The sequence below is a fragment of the Phocaeicola paurosaccharolyticus JCM 15092 genome, assembly GCF_000613805.1.
Lineage (GTDB): Bacteria > Bacteroidota > Bacteroidia > Bacteroidales > Bacteroidaceae > Phocaeicola > Phocaeicola paurosaccharolyticus.
This window is the reverse complement of record NZ_BAJR01000006.1, coordinates 35,386-51,155: the sequence shown is the minus strand read 5'-3', so window position 1 is coordinate 51,155 and position 15,770 is coordinate 35,386. Positions and strand designations below refer to the sequence as shown.

Here is a 15,770-nt window from a genome sequence, read left to right as displayed (position 1 = left end):
TATGAATTTTTATTTAGAGGCATTTTCAATTTTTTTTAAGATCGGACTTTTTACCATTGGCGGAGGATATGCAATGGTACCACTCATTCAGAACGAGGTAGTAGACAGAAAGAAGTGGATAAGTAAAGAAGATTTTATAGACCTGCTTGCAATAGCCCAATCTGCTCCAGGTGTCTTTGCTGTGAATATAGCAATATTTATTGGTTATAAGCTTAGAAAGAAAAAAGGGGCTGTTGTTATGACATTGGGTACAGTATTACCATCATTCCTAATCATACTTGCCATAGCGATATTTTTCCAACAATTCAAGGAGTTTGAAATTGTAGAGAAGATATTCAAAGGCATACGTCCTGCTGTGGTAGCACTAATAGCTGTACCGACTTTTAATATGGCTAAGACAATCAATCTAAACAGATATACAATATGGATTCCTATTGTATCGGCTCTGCTAATCTATCTTCTTGATGTATCACCAATATATATCATAATACTATCAGGTACATTGGGTTATCTGTATGGTAGGTACAAACGTAAAAAACTAACAAAATGATCTTTCTATATCTATTCTATACATTCTTTAAAATAGGCCTTTTTGGATTTGGAGGCGGATACGCAATGCTATCTCTGATGCAGGGCGAAGTAGTTACTAAATATAATTGGGTAAGTTCAAGTGAATTTACAGATATAGTTGCAATAAGTCAGATGACACCGGGACCTATCGGAATAAACTCGGCTACATATGTAGGATACATAGCTGTTGCAAACAGTGGGTTCTCCCAACCTATAGCAATACTAGGTTCTATAACTGCTACATTTGCCGTTGTTCTTCCTTCGTTGATTTTAATGATAATAATAAGCAAGTTTTTCTTAAAGTTCCAGAAACACCCTGCTGTTGAAGCCATATTCAGTGGATTGAGACCCGGAGTCGTAGGTTTGCTAGCATCTGCAGCTCTTGTTCTCATGGATTCTGAAAACTTCGGCTCATTTCATACAGAAAAGTTCCAGTTCTTTGCAAGCATTATAATATTCATGGGTGCCTTTGTGGCAACATTCAAGTACAAAGCAAATCCAATTATTACTATAATAATATGTGGAGTAATAGGAGCATTAATCTACTGATTTCAGAATAATGTAACTCTTAAAAAGGGATTATCTATATCACACAGATATGTTATATCCAACTATGTGAAATAGATAAACGACTTGGATTATAAAATTAAAGGGATTAATCTCACTAATATGTAAGATTAATCCCTTTAATTTATAGAGGAAGATTCTACAACTTGATATTCTTTTTCACTGCCTTAGACTCATTGTGCAGTCTGTCTAAAGCTGTTACTACATATTTATATTTTATGTTGCCGCCACTATAAGGTAGGTTGTAGAATGTATCATTCGTAATTGCTACAATCTTTGATGCACGATTTAGCTCCACCTTCTCATCTTTTGCGAATCTGTAGACAACATATCTGACAGCCTTATCCATCTCACTTTTAGCGTTTGGTGCCTTCCAGAAAAGGACCGGCCCGTCGCTAGTCCATATAACTTTTGCTTTTTTCACCTTAGCAGGAGCCTTATCATCCATGAACGGCGATGTAGGAGGAATAGCAGGATATTTATGATAGTTATTAACAAGCATATCACGGTATCCACCAGCATTCTCTACCACGGCAGCAGCATACCACTGACAACTACCCTGTATTGTTGAGAGTGAGCGCTGAAGTTTCATCTTAGCATCCATCTGATGAATATTTGGATTATTAAGGTCCGCTTTGCCTACAGTACGCAATACATCCTGACCTATATATAATGGACGAGCTGCAGCGTTCTTTGCCCACCAGCGTGTAAGAATATCATAGTCGGCTGCTTTATTTCCTATTTCCCAATATATTTGTGGAATATTGTAATCAACCCAACCATTGTTAACCCACATAAGCACATCTGCATAAAGGTCGTCATAGTTCTGTAGTCCGTTAGTTTCACTACCATTAGGGCTACTTTTCTTATTTCTGTATATGCCAAAAGGAGATACTCCAAATTTCACCCAAGGTTTACTACTTCTAATAGTCTCGTGAACCTCTTTTATAAGCATATTAACATTATCACGTCTCCAATCTCCTCTGTCACCATATCCCCTTCCGTATCTTGCAAAACTTATATCATCATTAAGATATTCGCCAGGAACTGGGTATGGATAGAAATAGTCATCCATATGTATAGCGTCAACATCGTAACGGTCTACAATATCCTTTACTATCTTGCATATATATTTTATGTTTTCCGGATAGCCTGGGTCAAAGAAGAGCTGCCCCCCATAACTAATAAACTTTTCAGGGTTCTTGTTGTATGGATGCATAGGGGAAAGAGCCGTTGTACCTTTTGTCTTTGCACGATATGGATTGATCCATGCATGAAACTCCATACATCTCTTATGACATTCATCAATCATAAACTGCATAGGATCCCAGTAGGGAGATGGTTTCTTTCCCTGAACTCCAGTTAGATAACGACTCCAAGGCTCAAAAGAGGAGTTATAAAGAGCATCAGCCTCAGGTCTTACCTGAAATATTATAGCATTAATTCCAGCTGCCTTTAGATTGTCAAGCTGACTAATAAGCATTTTCTGCATCTCCTCTGATGCCATTCCCTGGAACTGACCATTCACACACTGTATCCATGCTCCACGGAACTCATGCTTTGGTATAAATTCTTGCGCATTTATAGAAGTATTAAATGCAAATAATAATAGTAGTAGAAATAGTGTTTTTACTCTCATTTTTATGGCCTAATTTTTTACTGTGCAAATATAAGAAAAGTAAAATCAATACAATCCTAATCAATAAATATAAAAATAGGATTATTAGATAGAGTTAGTGAACAGAAAAGAAAAGTTATAATTATCTTTGCATTTCAATTCAAATTGCTTTAGAATGTCCGAGTCTAAATATATATCTATCAAGGGTGCTAAGGTAAATAACCTTAAGAATATTGACGTCAATATACCTCGTAATAAACTGGTTGTTATAACAGGTCTGTCTGGTTCGGGAAAGTCATCTCTAGCCTTCGATACACTATATGCTGAAGGTCAGAGAAGATATGTGGAGAGCTTATCAAGTTATGCACGTCAATTCTTAGGAAGGATGAGCAAACCTGAATGCGACTTCATAAAAGGTATCCCACCTGCTATCGCTATCGAACAGAAGGTAAACAGCAGAAATCCAAGATCTACCGTAGGAACATCAACTGAAATATATGAATATCTAAGACTTCTATATGCAAAAATCGGTAAGACCTATTCGCCTGTCAGTGGAGAATTGGTGAAGAAGCACTCTGTCGAAGATATATTGAACTGTGCAAATCAATATCCTGAAGGGACACGCTTTACCATACTTGCACCTATAGTTCCTAATGAAGGAAGAACCTTTATTCAGCAGATAGAGGCAGACTTGAAACAGGGATTCACAAGATTAGATGTTAATGGTGAGATAATAAGAATGGAAGAGTATATGCATTCTGATGACGATACTATATATCTTCTTATTGACAGGCTATCTGTTGATTCTTCAAAATCTTTTGCAAGCCGCATCAGTGACTCTGCCGAGACAGCTATGTATGAAGGAGATGGAACATGTATGCTCCGCTTTTACCTTGACAACAACGAAACAAGATTACACGAGTTCAGCACTAAATTTGAAGCCGACGGCATCACTTTCGAAGAGCCGAGTGACCAGATGTTCTCATTCAACTCACCTATTGGCGCATGTCCTACATGCGAAGGTTTCGGTAAAATTATTGGAATAGACGAACAGCTCGTTGTACCCAATAGAGCACTTAGTGTATACGATGGTGCTGTGGTATGCTGGCGAGGTGAGAAGATGGGCGAATGGCTTACTGAGTTTATTCATCAGGCACAGGAGAGCAATTTCCCTATCTTCGCTCCATATTATGAACTTACTCAAGACCAGAAGGATTATCTGTGGCATGGACCGAGAGAGAAAGTCTGCATCGACTCCTTCTTCAAGATGTTAGAGGAGAATCAATATAAGATACAATATAGGGTAATGCTTGCCAGATACAGAGGCAAGACAACATGCCCAACTTGTCATGGAACAAGATTAAAGAAAGAGGCTAGCTATGTAAAGATAAATGGCAGGTCTATATCTGACCTTGTAGACTTACCTGTTGAAGAGCTACGAAATTTCTTCAACAAAATAACGCTTGAAGAGCATGATGCAAAAGTTGCTAAACGAATTCTCATAGAGATTAAAAACCGCTTGAACTTCTTAGTTGACGTCGGATTGAGCTATCTGACACTTAACCGCCTTAGCAATTCACTTTCCGGTGGTGAGAGCCAGCGAATAAATCTTGCTACCTCTGTAGGTAGCAGCCTTGTTGGTTCTCTATACATTCTTGACGAACCTAGCATAGGGCTTCATAGCGTGATACAGATAAACTTATCAAAGTACTAAGACAACTTCAACAACTTGGAAACACTGTTGTTGTAGTAGAGCATGACGAAGAGATTATTCGTGCAGCAGACTATATAATTGATATCGGACCCAATGCCGGGAGACTTGGCGGTCAGGTAGTGTACGAAGGAGACATGAAGGATCTTCAAAAGGGAAGCGACAGCTACACCGTGAAATATCTCCTTGGAGAAGAGAATATAGATATTCCACTTTCACACCGCAGATGGAATAATTATATAGAGATTAAGGGCGCAAGAGAAAACAATCTTAAAGGTATAGATGTTAAGTTTCCTCTTAATGTCATGACTGTTGTAACAGGTGTGAGCGGCTCGGGAAAAAGTACTCTAGTAAGAGACATCTTTTACAAAGCACTTAAGCGTGAATATAGCGATGTAAGTGATCGCCCTGGTGAATTTATTGCTTTAGAGGGAAATGTCAAGATGATAAAAGATATAGAGTTCGTCGACCAGAACCCTATCGGTAAATCATCAAGAAGCAACCCGGTAACATACGTAAAAGCTTACGATGAGATAAGAAAACTATTTGCAGAACAGCCATTAGCTAAGCAGATGGGATACACTGCAGGATATTTCTCATTCAACACAGAAGGAGGAAGATGTGAGGAGTGTAAAGGAGAAGGAACTGTCACTGTAGAGATGCAGTTCATGGCCGATTTAGTATTGGAATGCGAATCTTGCCATGGTAAACGATTTAACAGTGATACCCTTGAGATAAAGTATAAGGATAAAAACATTTATGACATTCTTGAGATGACAGTAAATCAGGCTGTAGAGTTCTTTACTGAGCATAATCAAAGAAAGATCATTAAGAAACTCCTTCCTCTTCAACAAGTTGGACTTGGATATATTAAGTTAGGACAACCCTCTTCTACCCTTTCGGGTGGTGAGAACCAGCGAGTGAAACTGGCATATTTCCTTAGCCTTGAGAAGAGTGAATCTACTATATTTGTTTTTGATGAGCCTACAACCGGTCTTCACTTTCATGATATCAAGAAACTTATGAATGCCCTTGATGCATTGATAGAGAGAGGACATACTATTATTATCATAGAACATAATATGGATATAATAAAATGCGCTGATTACATTATAGATTTAGGAGCTGAAGGAGGTAAGGATGGTGGTAATATAGTATGCACCGGAACTCCTGAAGAGATTGCAGAATGTAAGGAATCTTATACAGGACGATTTCTTACTGATAAGCTAAAATAAAATATTAGCGACATTTATTTAAAAAAAAATATTGCTAACTTTGCGACACGCAAAAAAAGAATATATCATATAAATAAAATTTAGAGATTATGCAAACTATTGACAATTACAATTTTGCCGGTAAAAAGGCAATTGTCCGTGTAGACTTCAATGTTCCATTGGATGAAAATGGTAAGATAACAGATGATACTCGTATCCGTGGTGCTCTTCCTACATTAAAAAAGATCCTAGCTGACGGTGGTAGTGTAATTATCATGTCACACATGGGTAAGCCAAAAAAGAACCCAGATATGAAATTCTCTTTGAGCCAGATTGTTGATGCAGTTTCTGAGAGACTTGGTGTACCTGTTAAGTTTGCTCCAGATTGCATGAAGGCTGACGAGGCTGCAGCTAACCTTAAATCAGGTGAAGCTCTTCTATTGGAAAACCTTCGTTTCTATGCTGAAGAAGAGGGTAAACCACGCGGTGAATTTGCTTCTGATGAAGAAAAAGCTGCTGCTAAGGCTGCTTTAAAACCTGTTCAAAAAGAGTTTGCTAAGCACTTAGCTTCTTATGCTGACTGCTACGTAAATGACGCATTCGGTACTGCTCACCGTAAACATGCTTCAACTGCTATAATAGCTGACTACTTCGACACTGATAACAAGATGCTTGGTTACCTTATGGAAAAAGAGGTAAAAGCTGTTGACAGCGTTATGAAAGATATCAAACGTCCTTTCACTGCTATCATGGGTGGTTCTAAAGTGTCTACCAAAATTGGTATCATTGAAAACCTTATGGACAAGGTTGATAACCTTATCCTTTGTGGTGGTATGGCATTCACTTTCGCTAAAGCACAAGGTGGTAAAATAGGAAACTCACTTGTTGAGGATGACAAACTTGATCTTGCTCTTGAAATAATTGCTAAGGCTAAAGAAAAAGGTGTAAACCTTGTCCTTGGTAGCGATTGTATTGCAGGAAATAATTTTGCTAATGATACTGAGACTAAAGTTTGTTCAGATTTTGATATCCCAGAAGGATGGATGGGTCTTGATGCAGGTCCTGATACTCGCGAAGATTTCAAGAAAGCTATCAAGGGTGCTAAGACTATACTTTGGAATGGTCCTGCCGGCGTATTCGAATTCGACAACTTTGCAGCTGGTTCTAAAGTAATCGCTGAAACTATTGCTGAAGCAACTGCTGAAGGAGCTTTCTCACTAATCGGTGGTGGTGACTCTGTAGCTTGTATCAACAAGTTCGGTATGGCTGACAAAGTATCATATATCTCAACTGGTGGTGGTGCTCTACTTGAAGCTATTGAAGGTAAGGTACTCCCTGGAGTTGCAGCTATTACTGGAGAAAAGTAAATACAGACATTTCTGATATACAAAAATAGACTGCCTGATACAAATACAGGCAGTCTATTTTTTATTATTCAACTGATATAATCACTAAAAAGACCTAGTATTATATTTGTTAAAAGTTTTTTAGCTATATTAATTTTGAATATTAAGACAATAAATTTTATTTTTGTAAGCTAAAATGAATAATATATAATTAATATAAAGTAAGAGTATGATTAAAAGGATTATCACTTGCAGTCTGTTTTCTTTATTTTTTGTAGGTGCCACTTTTGCACAAAGTACAATGACTGACCAACAGGTACTTGAATATGTTCAAAATGGAGTACAGCAAGGTAAAAATCAAAAAATAATGGCTGAGGAACTTGCCTTAAAGGGAGTTACCAGAGATCAGGCAGAGCGAGTAAAAAAGATGTATGATTCGGCTTCTACTCATGACTATTCCAGAGATAATGGAAGTCGTTTACATATTACCTCAAATAAGCGAGAGGACAATCTGATAAATCAAGACAACCAAGCAGAAGTAGCAAGCAGTGAAGATATCAGCTTAACTACATCAAAAGTTTTCGGTCAGGATATCTTCAATAACAAAAATCTAAATTTCGCTCCAAACGAAAATCTAGCTACCCCACGTAACTACAAGCTAGGACCGGGTGATGAAGTTATAATCGACATTTTCGGTGCAAACCAGACTACAATGCGCAGCGTAATATCTCCTGAAGGTAGCATCAACGTCGACGTTTTAGGTCCTTTGTACCTTAGCGGTATGACTATTGATGAAGCTAACAGCTTCCTGAGAAAGAAATTGGGAGCTATATACGCAGGCTTGGGAAGAGATGGTTCTCGCTCAGATATACGACTCTCCTTAGGACAGATACGTAGTATACAGATTAACGTACTTGGAGAAGTTCAAAAACCTGGTACTTACGAAGTAAGTTCTTTCTCTACAGTATTCCATGCTCTCTATAAAGCCGGAGGTATTAAGGATCAAGGTTCATTACGTAATATAAAGGTTGTACGCTACGGAAGAACAGTAGCTCAAATTGACGTATACGATTTCCTTATGAACGGCAACCGTCGCAATGATATACGTCTTGAAGAGGGAGATGTTATCTTGGTTCCTACATACTCAAACCTTGTAAATATAAAGGGTAAAGTAAAAAGGCCTATGTATTTCGAGATGAAAAATGGAGAGAGCTTTAAGAAATTACTTGATTATGCTGGAGGTTTCGGACAATCAGCTTATACAAATAGTGTTACTATAGTTCGACAGAATGGTAAGGAGTTTACTGTTGAGACTCTTGATAAAATTGACTTTGAGAACTTCAAGATGAAAGATGGAGATGAAGTTGAAGTCAGCGGACTATTGTCTAGATTCGAAAATAGAATTGAAATTAAAGGTGCTGTTTATCGTACTGGTATTTTCCAGCTAAGTGATAAAATAAACACTGTAAGAAAACTTATATACAAAGCAGACGGACTACTTCCAGAGGCATTTACAAGCAGAGCTATTTTACATCGTGAACGTCCAGACCGTAGCTTAGAGGTATTGCCTGTTGACGTTGAAAGTATAATGAAAGGAACAAGCCCTGATATCGAGCTACGTAATAACGATATTCTCTTCATCCCAAGCATATATGACTTAAAGGACAGAGGTACATTAAGTATATATGGTGAGGTTGCTGCTCCAGGAACATTCCCTTATGCAGATAATACAACCTTGGAGGATCTCATCCTTCAAGCAGGAGGCATGCTTGAATCTGCTTCAACAGCACGTATTGATGTTTCACGCCGTGTGAAAGATTCAGGAGCAAATGTAGCAGACAATAAACTTGGTGAGTTTTTCAGTTTCAGTCTTAAGGATGGTTTTGTCGTTGAGGGAGAACCTGGGTTTGTGCTACAGCCATACGATCAGGTATATGTTCGCCGTAGCCCAGCCTACCACGTTCAGCAGAACGTAATTGTAAATGGTGAAGTAAATTTCACCGGTACTTTCGCTATGACAGACAAGAATGAGCGAATGAGCGACCTTGTAAAAAAGGCAGGTGGAGTAACCAAATTTGCTTATGTGAAAGGTGCCAGACTAGAACGTACTATTAATAATGCTGAACGTAGAAAAATGCAAGATGTACTTAACTCATTGAAACAAGGAAATGATTCAATAAGCACTGAACAACTTGATTTTGGAAATACATATTATGTCGGAATAGAACTTGACAAAGCATTGGAACAGCCGGGAAGTCAATATGACCTAGTATTACGTGAAGGTGATAAATTGCTTATACCTACTTACACTAATACAGTAAGTATTAGCGGTGCTGTAACATCTCCAAATACCATCACCTATATTCCTAAGCTAAAAGTAAGAGATTACATAGAAGAGGCTGGAGGATATAGCCAGAATGCTAAAAAGAGCAGAGCATATATCGTTTACATGAATGGTCATATAAACAAAGCTAAGAGGAATTCAAAAGTTGAACCTGGTTCACAGATTATAGTTCCTGTCAGACAACGTAATCCTAATAATTTACAGAACATCTTAGGTATTGCAACAACATCTGCATCTTTGGCTACTATGATCGCATCTATTGCTAACATACTTAAATAATTGGTTTCATGGATAAAGAAGAACTATATAATGATTCTCAGACAGAAGAAAACAAAGAGGAATTTCAGATAGATTATGCCGCACTAGCAGCTAAACTATGGAGCCGCAAAGTATTTATTATTCTATTCTCTTTTGCTTTTGCAGTCCTTGGAGTAGTAGTATCTCTTCAGATGAAAAAGAAGTATACAGTAAGTGTTACTCTTGCCCCTGAAGTACAAGGTAAGAACTCCGGAGGTAGCTTAGGAGGTATAGCAAGCATGTTAGGCATGAATAGTGCTATAGGAACAGGCGGAAGTGATGCACTTAATATTACTCTCTTCCCAGAGATATGTGCCAGCACTCCATTCCTCACAAATCTGTTTGATATAAAAGTAACACCTTATGTGACACCTAAAGAGATTCGCGAAGGAGCAAAACCTGGACGTCCTATATCTATATATAAATATATATCTAAAGAGGATGAACCAAAAGGTTGGTTTGCCACATTTAAGGAATCTATTTTCGGTAAAGAAGAGAAGGAGAAGAAGAACAAGAAGGTAAACCCTGCACAACTTAACCGAAAAGAGTATGGTGTTGTAGGTGTACTTTCAAAAAATATCTCTGCTGATGTAGACAAGAAAACCGGCATTACAACTATAACTGTTACAATGGACGATCCACAGATTGCAACTCAAGTAGCAGATACCGTATGTCAAAGACTTCAAGAATATATTATAAACTATCGTACTAAAAAAGCGAAAGAAGACTACGATTATTATAGAATGTTAGCCGATGAGGCACATAAAAAACTTGTTAAAGCACAAGCAGCATATGCTGTAAGTGTCGATTTTGACCGTAGCGTTATTTTACAATCTGTAAACAGCGAGAAACAACGTCTTCAAGAAGAGGCCAGCCTTGCAAATCAGCTATATACTCAGATGGAGCAACAAAAAGAGATGGCTAAAGCAAAAATACAGGAGTTGAAACCTGTATTTGCCGTAGTGCAACCGGCTACAATGCCTTTGTTTCCGTCGGGTACAAGCCGAAAAATGGTTGTTTTAGGATTTTGTTTCCTAGGATTCTGTCTATCTGCTGCATGGATATTGTTCGGTGCTGAATTTATTGGTAAGTTCCATACTGACTTGAAAGAAAAAATTAAAGAACAGAATGAAACAGAAGAAGCAGAAAAATTGATTTCTGATTAATAAGAATAATCTAAATATTAAAAAATGCCCATGTCTGTCAAAAAACATGGGCGTTTTTCATTTCAAGATTTTATAATTTATCAATGCTATAAGCAAAATTATGACTACTTTTGCAAATCCAATTGAATAATAAATGTTTAACTCATGAGTAATCAGCGATACATGCAAAGAGGTGTGTCGGCATCTAAAGAAGATGTGCACAACGCAATTAAAAACATAGATAAAGGTATTTTTCCACAGGCATTCTGCAAAATTATCCCTGATATCCTAGGTGGAGACCCAGAGTATTGTAATATTATGCACGCTGATGGTGCCGGTACAAAATCTTCATTGGCTTATATGTACTGGAAAGAGACCGGAGATATAAATGTTTGGAGAGGTATCGCTCAGGATGCTTTGATTATGAATACTGACGATCTTCTTTGTGTAGGTGCTGTAGACAATATCTTAGTATCTAGCACTATTGGTAGAAACAAAATGCTCATACCGGGAGAAGTTATTTCTGCTATCATTAATGGTACAGATGAACTACTCAACGAGATGAGAAATATGGGTATAGGCATTTATGCTACCGGAGGTGAGACTGCTGACGTTGGTGATTTAGTACGTACAATAATTGTTGACTCTACAGTCACATGCCGTATGAAGAGAAGCGACGTTATAAATAATGCTAATATTCATCCAGGCGATGTTATTGTAGGTCTCTCTTCTTGCGGTCAGGCTACTTATGAAAAAGAGTACAATGGCGGTATGGGAAGTAATGGTCTTACAAGTGCACGTCATGACGTATTTGCAAAATATCTTGCTGAAAAATATCCGGAAAGCTATGATCACGCAGTACCTGAAGAGTTGGTATATAGCGGTCAGCTGAAATTAACAGACTCAGTAGAAGGTTCTCCTATAAATGCAGGAAAGCTTGTCCTATCTCCTACCCGTACTTATGCCCCTGTGGTAAAGAGACTTCTTGATGAACTAAGACCTGAAATTCATGGTATGGTACATTGTACCGGTGGTGCTCAGACTAAGGTTCTCCACTTCGTAAGTGATAACTGCCGTGTTATAAAGGACAACATGTTCCCTGTTCCTCCATTGTTCCGTACAATAGCAGAACAGAGTGGTACCGACTGGAGTGAAATGTACAAGGTATTCAATATGGGACACCGCCTTGAAGTATATCTATCACCTGAAAATGCTGAAAAGGTTATTGAGATAAGTAAGAGTTTCAATATTGAAGCTCAGATTATCGGCCATGTTGAAGAGGGCGAAAAATCACTGACAATCAAGTCTGAGTTCGGAGAATTCAACTATTAAAATAAACTTTTGTTTTAATGAAAAAGTTTACTTTCTTTCTATGTTGCTTGGCCAGTACTCTTGTAACAGCATATATGTGTTACGAGTCATGGCTGCTGATAAATGCCCGTTCATTCAAGATACATGATATTGCATGGATGTTAGGCACATTTGGATGGGTAGTGATATGTTTCAATATCATAACTAGACAATATAGATGGACTGTTTATCTCTGTAAATAGAAATAATTTATACCATTATAAGAATGGCAGAAAATACAATATTAGAAAAATTAGAGGGGCTTATTGCTCGTTTCGAAGAGGTCTCTACGCTAATCACTGACCCATCAGTAATAGCAGACCAGAAACGTTATGTAAAACTTACCCGTGAATACAAAGAACTTGAGGACCTGATGAAGGCCCGCAAGGAATATATAGCTATGCTTGCCAATATCAAGGAGGGACGAGAAATCCTATCCTCAGAAGATGATCCTGATATGAAAGAGATGGCACGCGAAGAGATAGCTAAAAGTGAAGATAGAATACCTGAACTTGAAGAGGAGATAAAACTCATGCTCATCCCTGCCGATCCTGAAGATGACAAGAATGCTGTTCTTGAAATTCGTGGAGGTGCCGGAGGTGATGAAGCTGCTATATTTGCCGGAGACCTGCTACGCATGTATCTGAAATATTTTGAGACAAAAGGTTGGCAATGCGAAATAAGCAGTTGCACTGAAGGATCTTCCGGTGGATATAAAGAGGTCATATGCAACGTAACCGGATACAAGGTATATGGAACATTGAAATATGAGTCTGGCGTTCACCGCGTACAACGTGTACCTGCTACAGAGACACAGGGACGTGTTCATACATCGGCTTCATCAGTAGCAGTTCTTCCTGAGGCAGATGAATTTGATGTTGTCATACAGGAGGGATTGATAAAGTGGGATACATTCCGAAGTGGTGGTGCTGGAGGACAGAATGTCAATAAGGTTGAATCGGGTGTACGTCTACGTTATCCTTGGACAAATCCGAATACAGGGGTTTCTGAAGAGATTCTTATAGAATGTACTGAAACGAGAGACCAACCTAAGAATAAAGAACGTGCTTTGGGACGTCTTCGTACCTACATATACGACCGTGAACATCAGAAGTACATCGACGATATAGCAAACCGTAGAAAGACTCTTGTCAGTACAGGTGACCGTTCTGCAAAGATACGTACATACAACTATCCTCAGGGAAGAATCACTGACCATAGAATTAATTATACTATATACAACCTGAATGCTTTTATGGATGGTGATATACAAGATTGCATTGACCATCTTATAGTAGCTGAGAATGCAGAGCGCATGAAGGAGAGTGAACTTTAAAATATCTTATTATGAACAAGCAAGAATTATTTGAAAATATAAAGAGAAAGAAATCATTCCTTTGTGTAGGTTTGGATACTGATATTAAGAAGATACCTGAACATCTATTAAAAGAGGAAGATCCTATATTCGCTTTCAACAAAGCTATTATTGATGCTACTGCGCCATACTGTATAGCATATAAGCCAAATCTGGCTTTCTATGAGTGTTTCGGTTTAAAAGGATGGATGGCTTTCGAGAAAACTATCAAATATATAAAGACAAATTATCCGGATCAGTTCATCATTGCTGATGCAAAACGTGGTGACATAGGTAATACATCATCTATGTACGCACGTAGTTTCTTCGGCGAGGAACTAAATATTGACTCTATCACTGTTGCCCCTTATATGGGTGAAGATAGTGTAACTCCCTTCCTTAGCTATGAGGGTAAGTGGGTTATTCTACTTGCGTTGACAAGCAACAAAGGTTCACAAGATTTCCAACTTACAACCGATGAAAATGGCGAGAGACTTTTCGAAAAAGTACTTCGTAAGAGCCAGCAGTGGGGAAATGATGAGAACATGATGTATGTAGTTGGCGCTACTCAAGGACGTATGTTCGAGGATATACGTAAGATTGCTCCAAACCATTTCCTTCTTGTCCCTGGCGTAGGCGCTCAAGGTGGTTCTTTGGAAGAGGTATGCAAATATGGAATGAACTCTACATGTGGACTTATCGTGAACTCAAGTCGCGCAATCATATATGCCGGACATGATGAGAACTTTGCTAAGGTTGCAGAAGAAGAAGCACTTAAGGTGCAACAGCAGATGGAAAAGGAATTGAAAAACATCCTATAAGTAATATTAATAGCCTAGACAAAAAGAGCTGTTGCAAATATTTTAATAATTGCACCAGCTCTTTTTTGGTATACACTTAAAAACAGTATGTATGAATGACAGGAAAATAATAAATGACCCCGTTTTTGGGTTCATCAATATACCAAAGGGATTGATCTATGATGTGATAACACATCCAATATTTCAAAGACTAAGCCGTATCAAACAGCTAGGCCTCTCCTCTGCTGTTTATCCGGGGGCTCAACATACTAGATTCCAACATTCTCTTGGAGCTTTTTCTTTGATGAGTGAGGCTATACAGCATCTAAAAGCAAAAGGGAACTTTATTTTCGACAGCGAGGTTGAGGCAGTACAAATAGCAATACTCCTCCATGACATAGGTCATGTCCATTCTCACATGTACTCGAGAATACATTGATTAAGGATTTCACCCACGAAGAGATATCTCTCATGCTCATGGAGAGAATAAACAGAGACCTAAAAGGTCAGATTACCTTGGCTATTCAGATCTTTAAAGATGAATATCCTAAGAAATTCCTACATCAGCTTGTCAGCGGCCAGCTTGATATGGATAGATTGGACTATTTGAGAAGAGATAGTTTCTTTACAGGTGTATCAGAAGGTAATATAGGCTCTGCAAGAATAATCAAGATGCTAGACGTGAAAGATGATCATCTGGTGGTAGAGTCAAAGGGCATTTATTCCATAGAGAATTTTCTGACATCTAGAAGACTTATGTACTGGCAAGTTTACCTTCATAAAACATCGGTTACACTTGAGAAGATGCTAGTAAATGCACTTATGCGTGCCAAAGAACTTGCCAACCAAGGCAAAGAGCTATTCGCCTCACCTGCTTTGCGTTATTTTCTTTACAATGATATTTGCAAAGAGGATTTTTATACAAAGAGTGAACCTATTGACAACTTCATTCTACTTGACGATAATGATTTATGGACCTCACTGAAAGTATGGAGTGCTAATGAGGATATTATATTATCAACACTGAGCAAAGGCATAATAAACAGAAATCTTTTTAAAGTAGAGGTCTCTTCTACCCCAATACCTAAGGAGAAGAAAGCTGATATCATATCGAATATATGCAAGGCACTATCAATAAGTAAAAAAGATGCACGATATTTCTTGGCCTCATCTTCTTTGGAAAATAACATGTATAAAAAGGAAGATGACAGTATAGAGATACTATATAAAGACGGAACTACGAAAGATATTTCTCAAGCATCGGACATGCTTAACATCTCTCTATTATCGAGAAAGATAAAGAAATATTACACTTGCTACTATCGTTTTGAAAACGTCAAATATTAAAAAAAGAGCTATTTATTCAAATATCTAAAAAAAAATAGCGTACTTTGCATCTTAATTTGCATAGACAAAAAGTTGCCATGCATTAATATGAAATAATAAGAAAAAGA

The 15,770-nt window shown here is 37.9% G+C and carries 12 protein-coding genes and 1 pseudogene; 12 read left to right on the top strand and 1 reads right to left on the bottom strand.

Annotation, left to right across the window (positions count from 1 at the left end):
- Nucleotide 1: 1 nt before the first annotated feature.
- Nucleotides 2–550, top strand: coding sequence for a chromate transporter (locus JCM15092_RS04575; RefSeq protein WP_024993630.1), 549 nt, complete (start codon nt 2–4; stop codon nt 548–550).
- On the top strand, nt 547–1,119 hold the full coding sequence (locus JCM15092_RS04570) for a chromate transporter (protein WP_024993629.1): 573 nt from the start codon (nt 547–549) through the stop codon (nt 1,117–1,119). Before JCM15092_RS04575 ends, JCM15092_RS04570 begins: the two co-directional genes overlap by 4 nt.
- Before the next feature lie 157 nt (nt 1,120–1,276).
- Here the strand turns inward: JCM15092_RS04570 and JCM15092_RS04565 are convergent, their stop codons facing one another.
- Nucleotides 1,277–2,776 (bottom strand): glycoside hydrolase family 10-like protein, encoded by a 1,500-nt coding sequence (locus JCM15092_RS04565; protein WP_024993628.1) that lies wholly within the window; start codon nt 2,774–2,776, stop codon nt 1,277–1,279.
- A gap of 154 nt (nt 2,777–2,930) precedes the next feature.
- Here JCM15092_RS04565 and uvrA point away from each other — a divergent pair.
- The 10 genes and pseudogenes from uvrA to JCM15092_RS14930 all read left to right on the top strand — a co-directional run bounded on the left by uvrA (nt 2,931) and on the right by JCM15092_RS14930 (nt 15,663).
- Nucleotides 2,931–5,701 (top strand): annotated as a pseudogene (uvrA, locus tag JCM15092_RS14935) (excinuclease ABC subunit UvrA).
- Nucleotides 5,702–5,790: 89 nt separating this feature from the next.
- Nucleotides 5,791–7,047 carry a phosphoglycerate kinase gene (locus tag JCM15092_RS04555; protein WP_024993627.1) on the top strand — a complete coding sequence of 419 codons (1,257 nt, stop codon included), beginning with the start codon at nt 5,791–5,793 and terminating at the stop codon, nt 7,045–7,047.
- 208 nt (nt 7,048–7,255) lie between these two features.
- Nucleotides 7,256–9,649, top strand: coding sequence for an SLBB domain-containing protein (locus tag JCM15092_RS04550; RefSeq protein ID WP_024993626.1), 2,394 nt, complete (start codon nt 7,256–7,258; stop codon nt 9,647–9,649).
- 8 nt (nt 9,650–9,657) lie between these two features.
- A complete protein-coding gene (locus JCM15092_RS04545) occupies nt 9,658–10,833 on the top strand; it encodes a Wzz/FepE/Etk N-terminal domain-containing protein (RefSeq protein WP_024993625.1) in 1,176 nt (391 codons plus the stop codon).
- Between the two features lie 144 nt (nt 10,834–10,977).
- A complete protein-coding gene (locus JCM15092_RS04540; protein ID WP_024993624.1) occupies nt 10,978–12,144 on the top strand; it encodes an AIR synthase-related protein in 1,167 nt (388 codons plus the stop codon).
- Nucleotides 12,145–12,161: 17 nt separating this feature from the next.
- The gene (locus JCM15092_RS04535) at nt 12,162–12,365 is read left to right on the top strand and encodes a hypothetical protein (RefSeq protein ID WP_024993623.1); all 204 of its coding nucleotides are present in this window, start codon (nt 12,162–12,164) and stop codon (nt 12,363–12,365) included.
- 23 nt (nt 12,366–12,388) lie between these two features.
- The gene (prfA, locus tag JCM15092_RS04530; protein ID WP_024993622.1) at nt 12,389–13,498 is read left to right on the top strand and encodes a peptide chain release factor 1; all 1,110 of its coding nucleotides are present in this window, start codon (nt 12,389–12,391) and stop codon (nt 13,496–13,498) included.
- Nucleotides 13,499–13,509: 11 nt separating this feature from the next.
- Nucleotides 13,510–14,337 (top strand): orotidine-5'-phosphate decarboxylase, encoded by an 828-nt coding sequence (pyrF, locus tag JCM15092_RS04525; RefSeq protein WP_024993621.1) that lies wholly within the window; start codon nt 13,510–13,512, stop codon nt 14,335–14,337.
- A gap of 91 nt (nt 14,338–14,428) precedes the next feature.
- A complete protein-coding gene (locus JCM15092_RS17985) occupies nt 14,429–14,755 on the top strand; it encodes an HD domain-containing protein (RefSeq protein WP_439645898.1) in 327 nt (108 codons plus the stop codon).
- Nucleotides 14,756–14,787: 32 nt separating this feature from the next.
- Entirely contained in the window at nt 14,788–15,663 is an 876-nt protein-coding gene (locus tag JCM15092_RS14930; RefSeq protein WP_439645899.1) for an HD domain-containing protein, read from the top strand.
- The last annotated feature ends 107 nt before the right edge of the window (nt 15,664–15,770 follow it).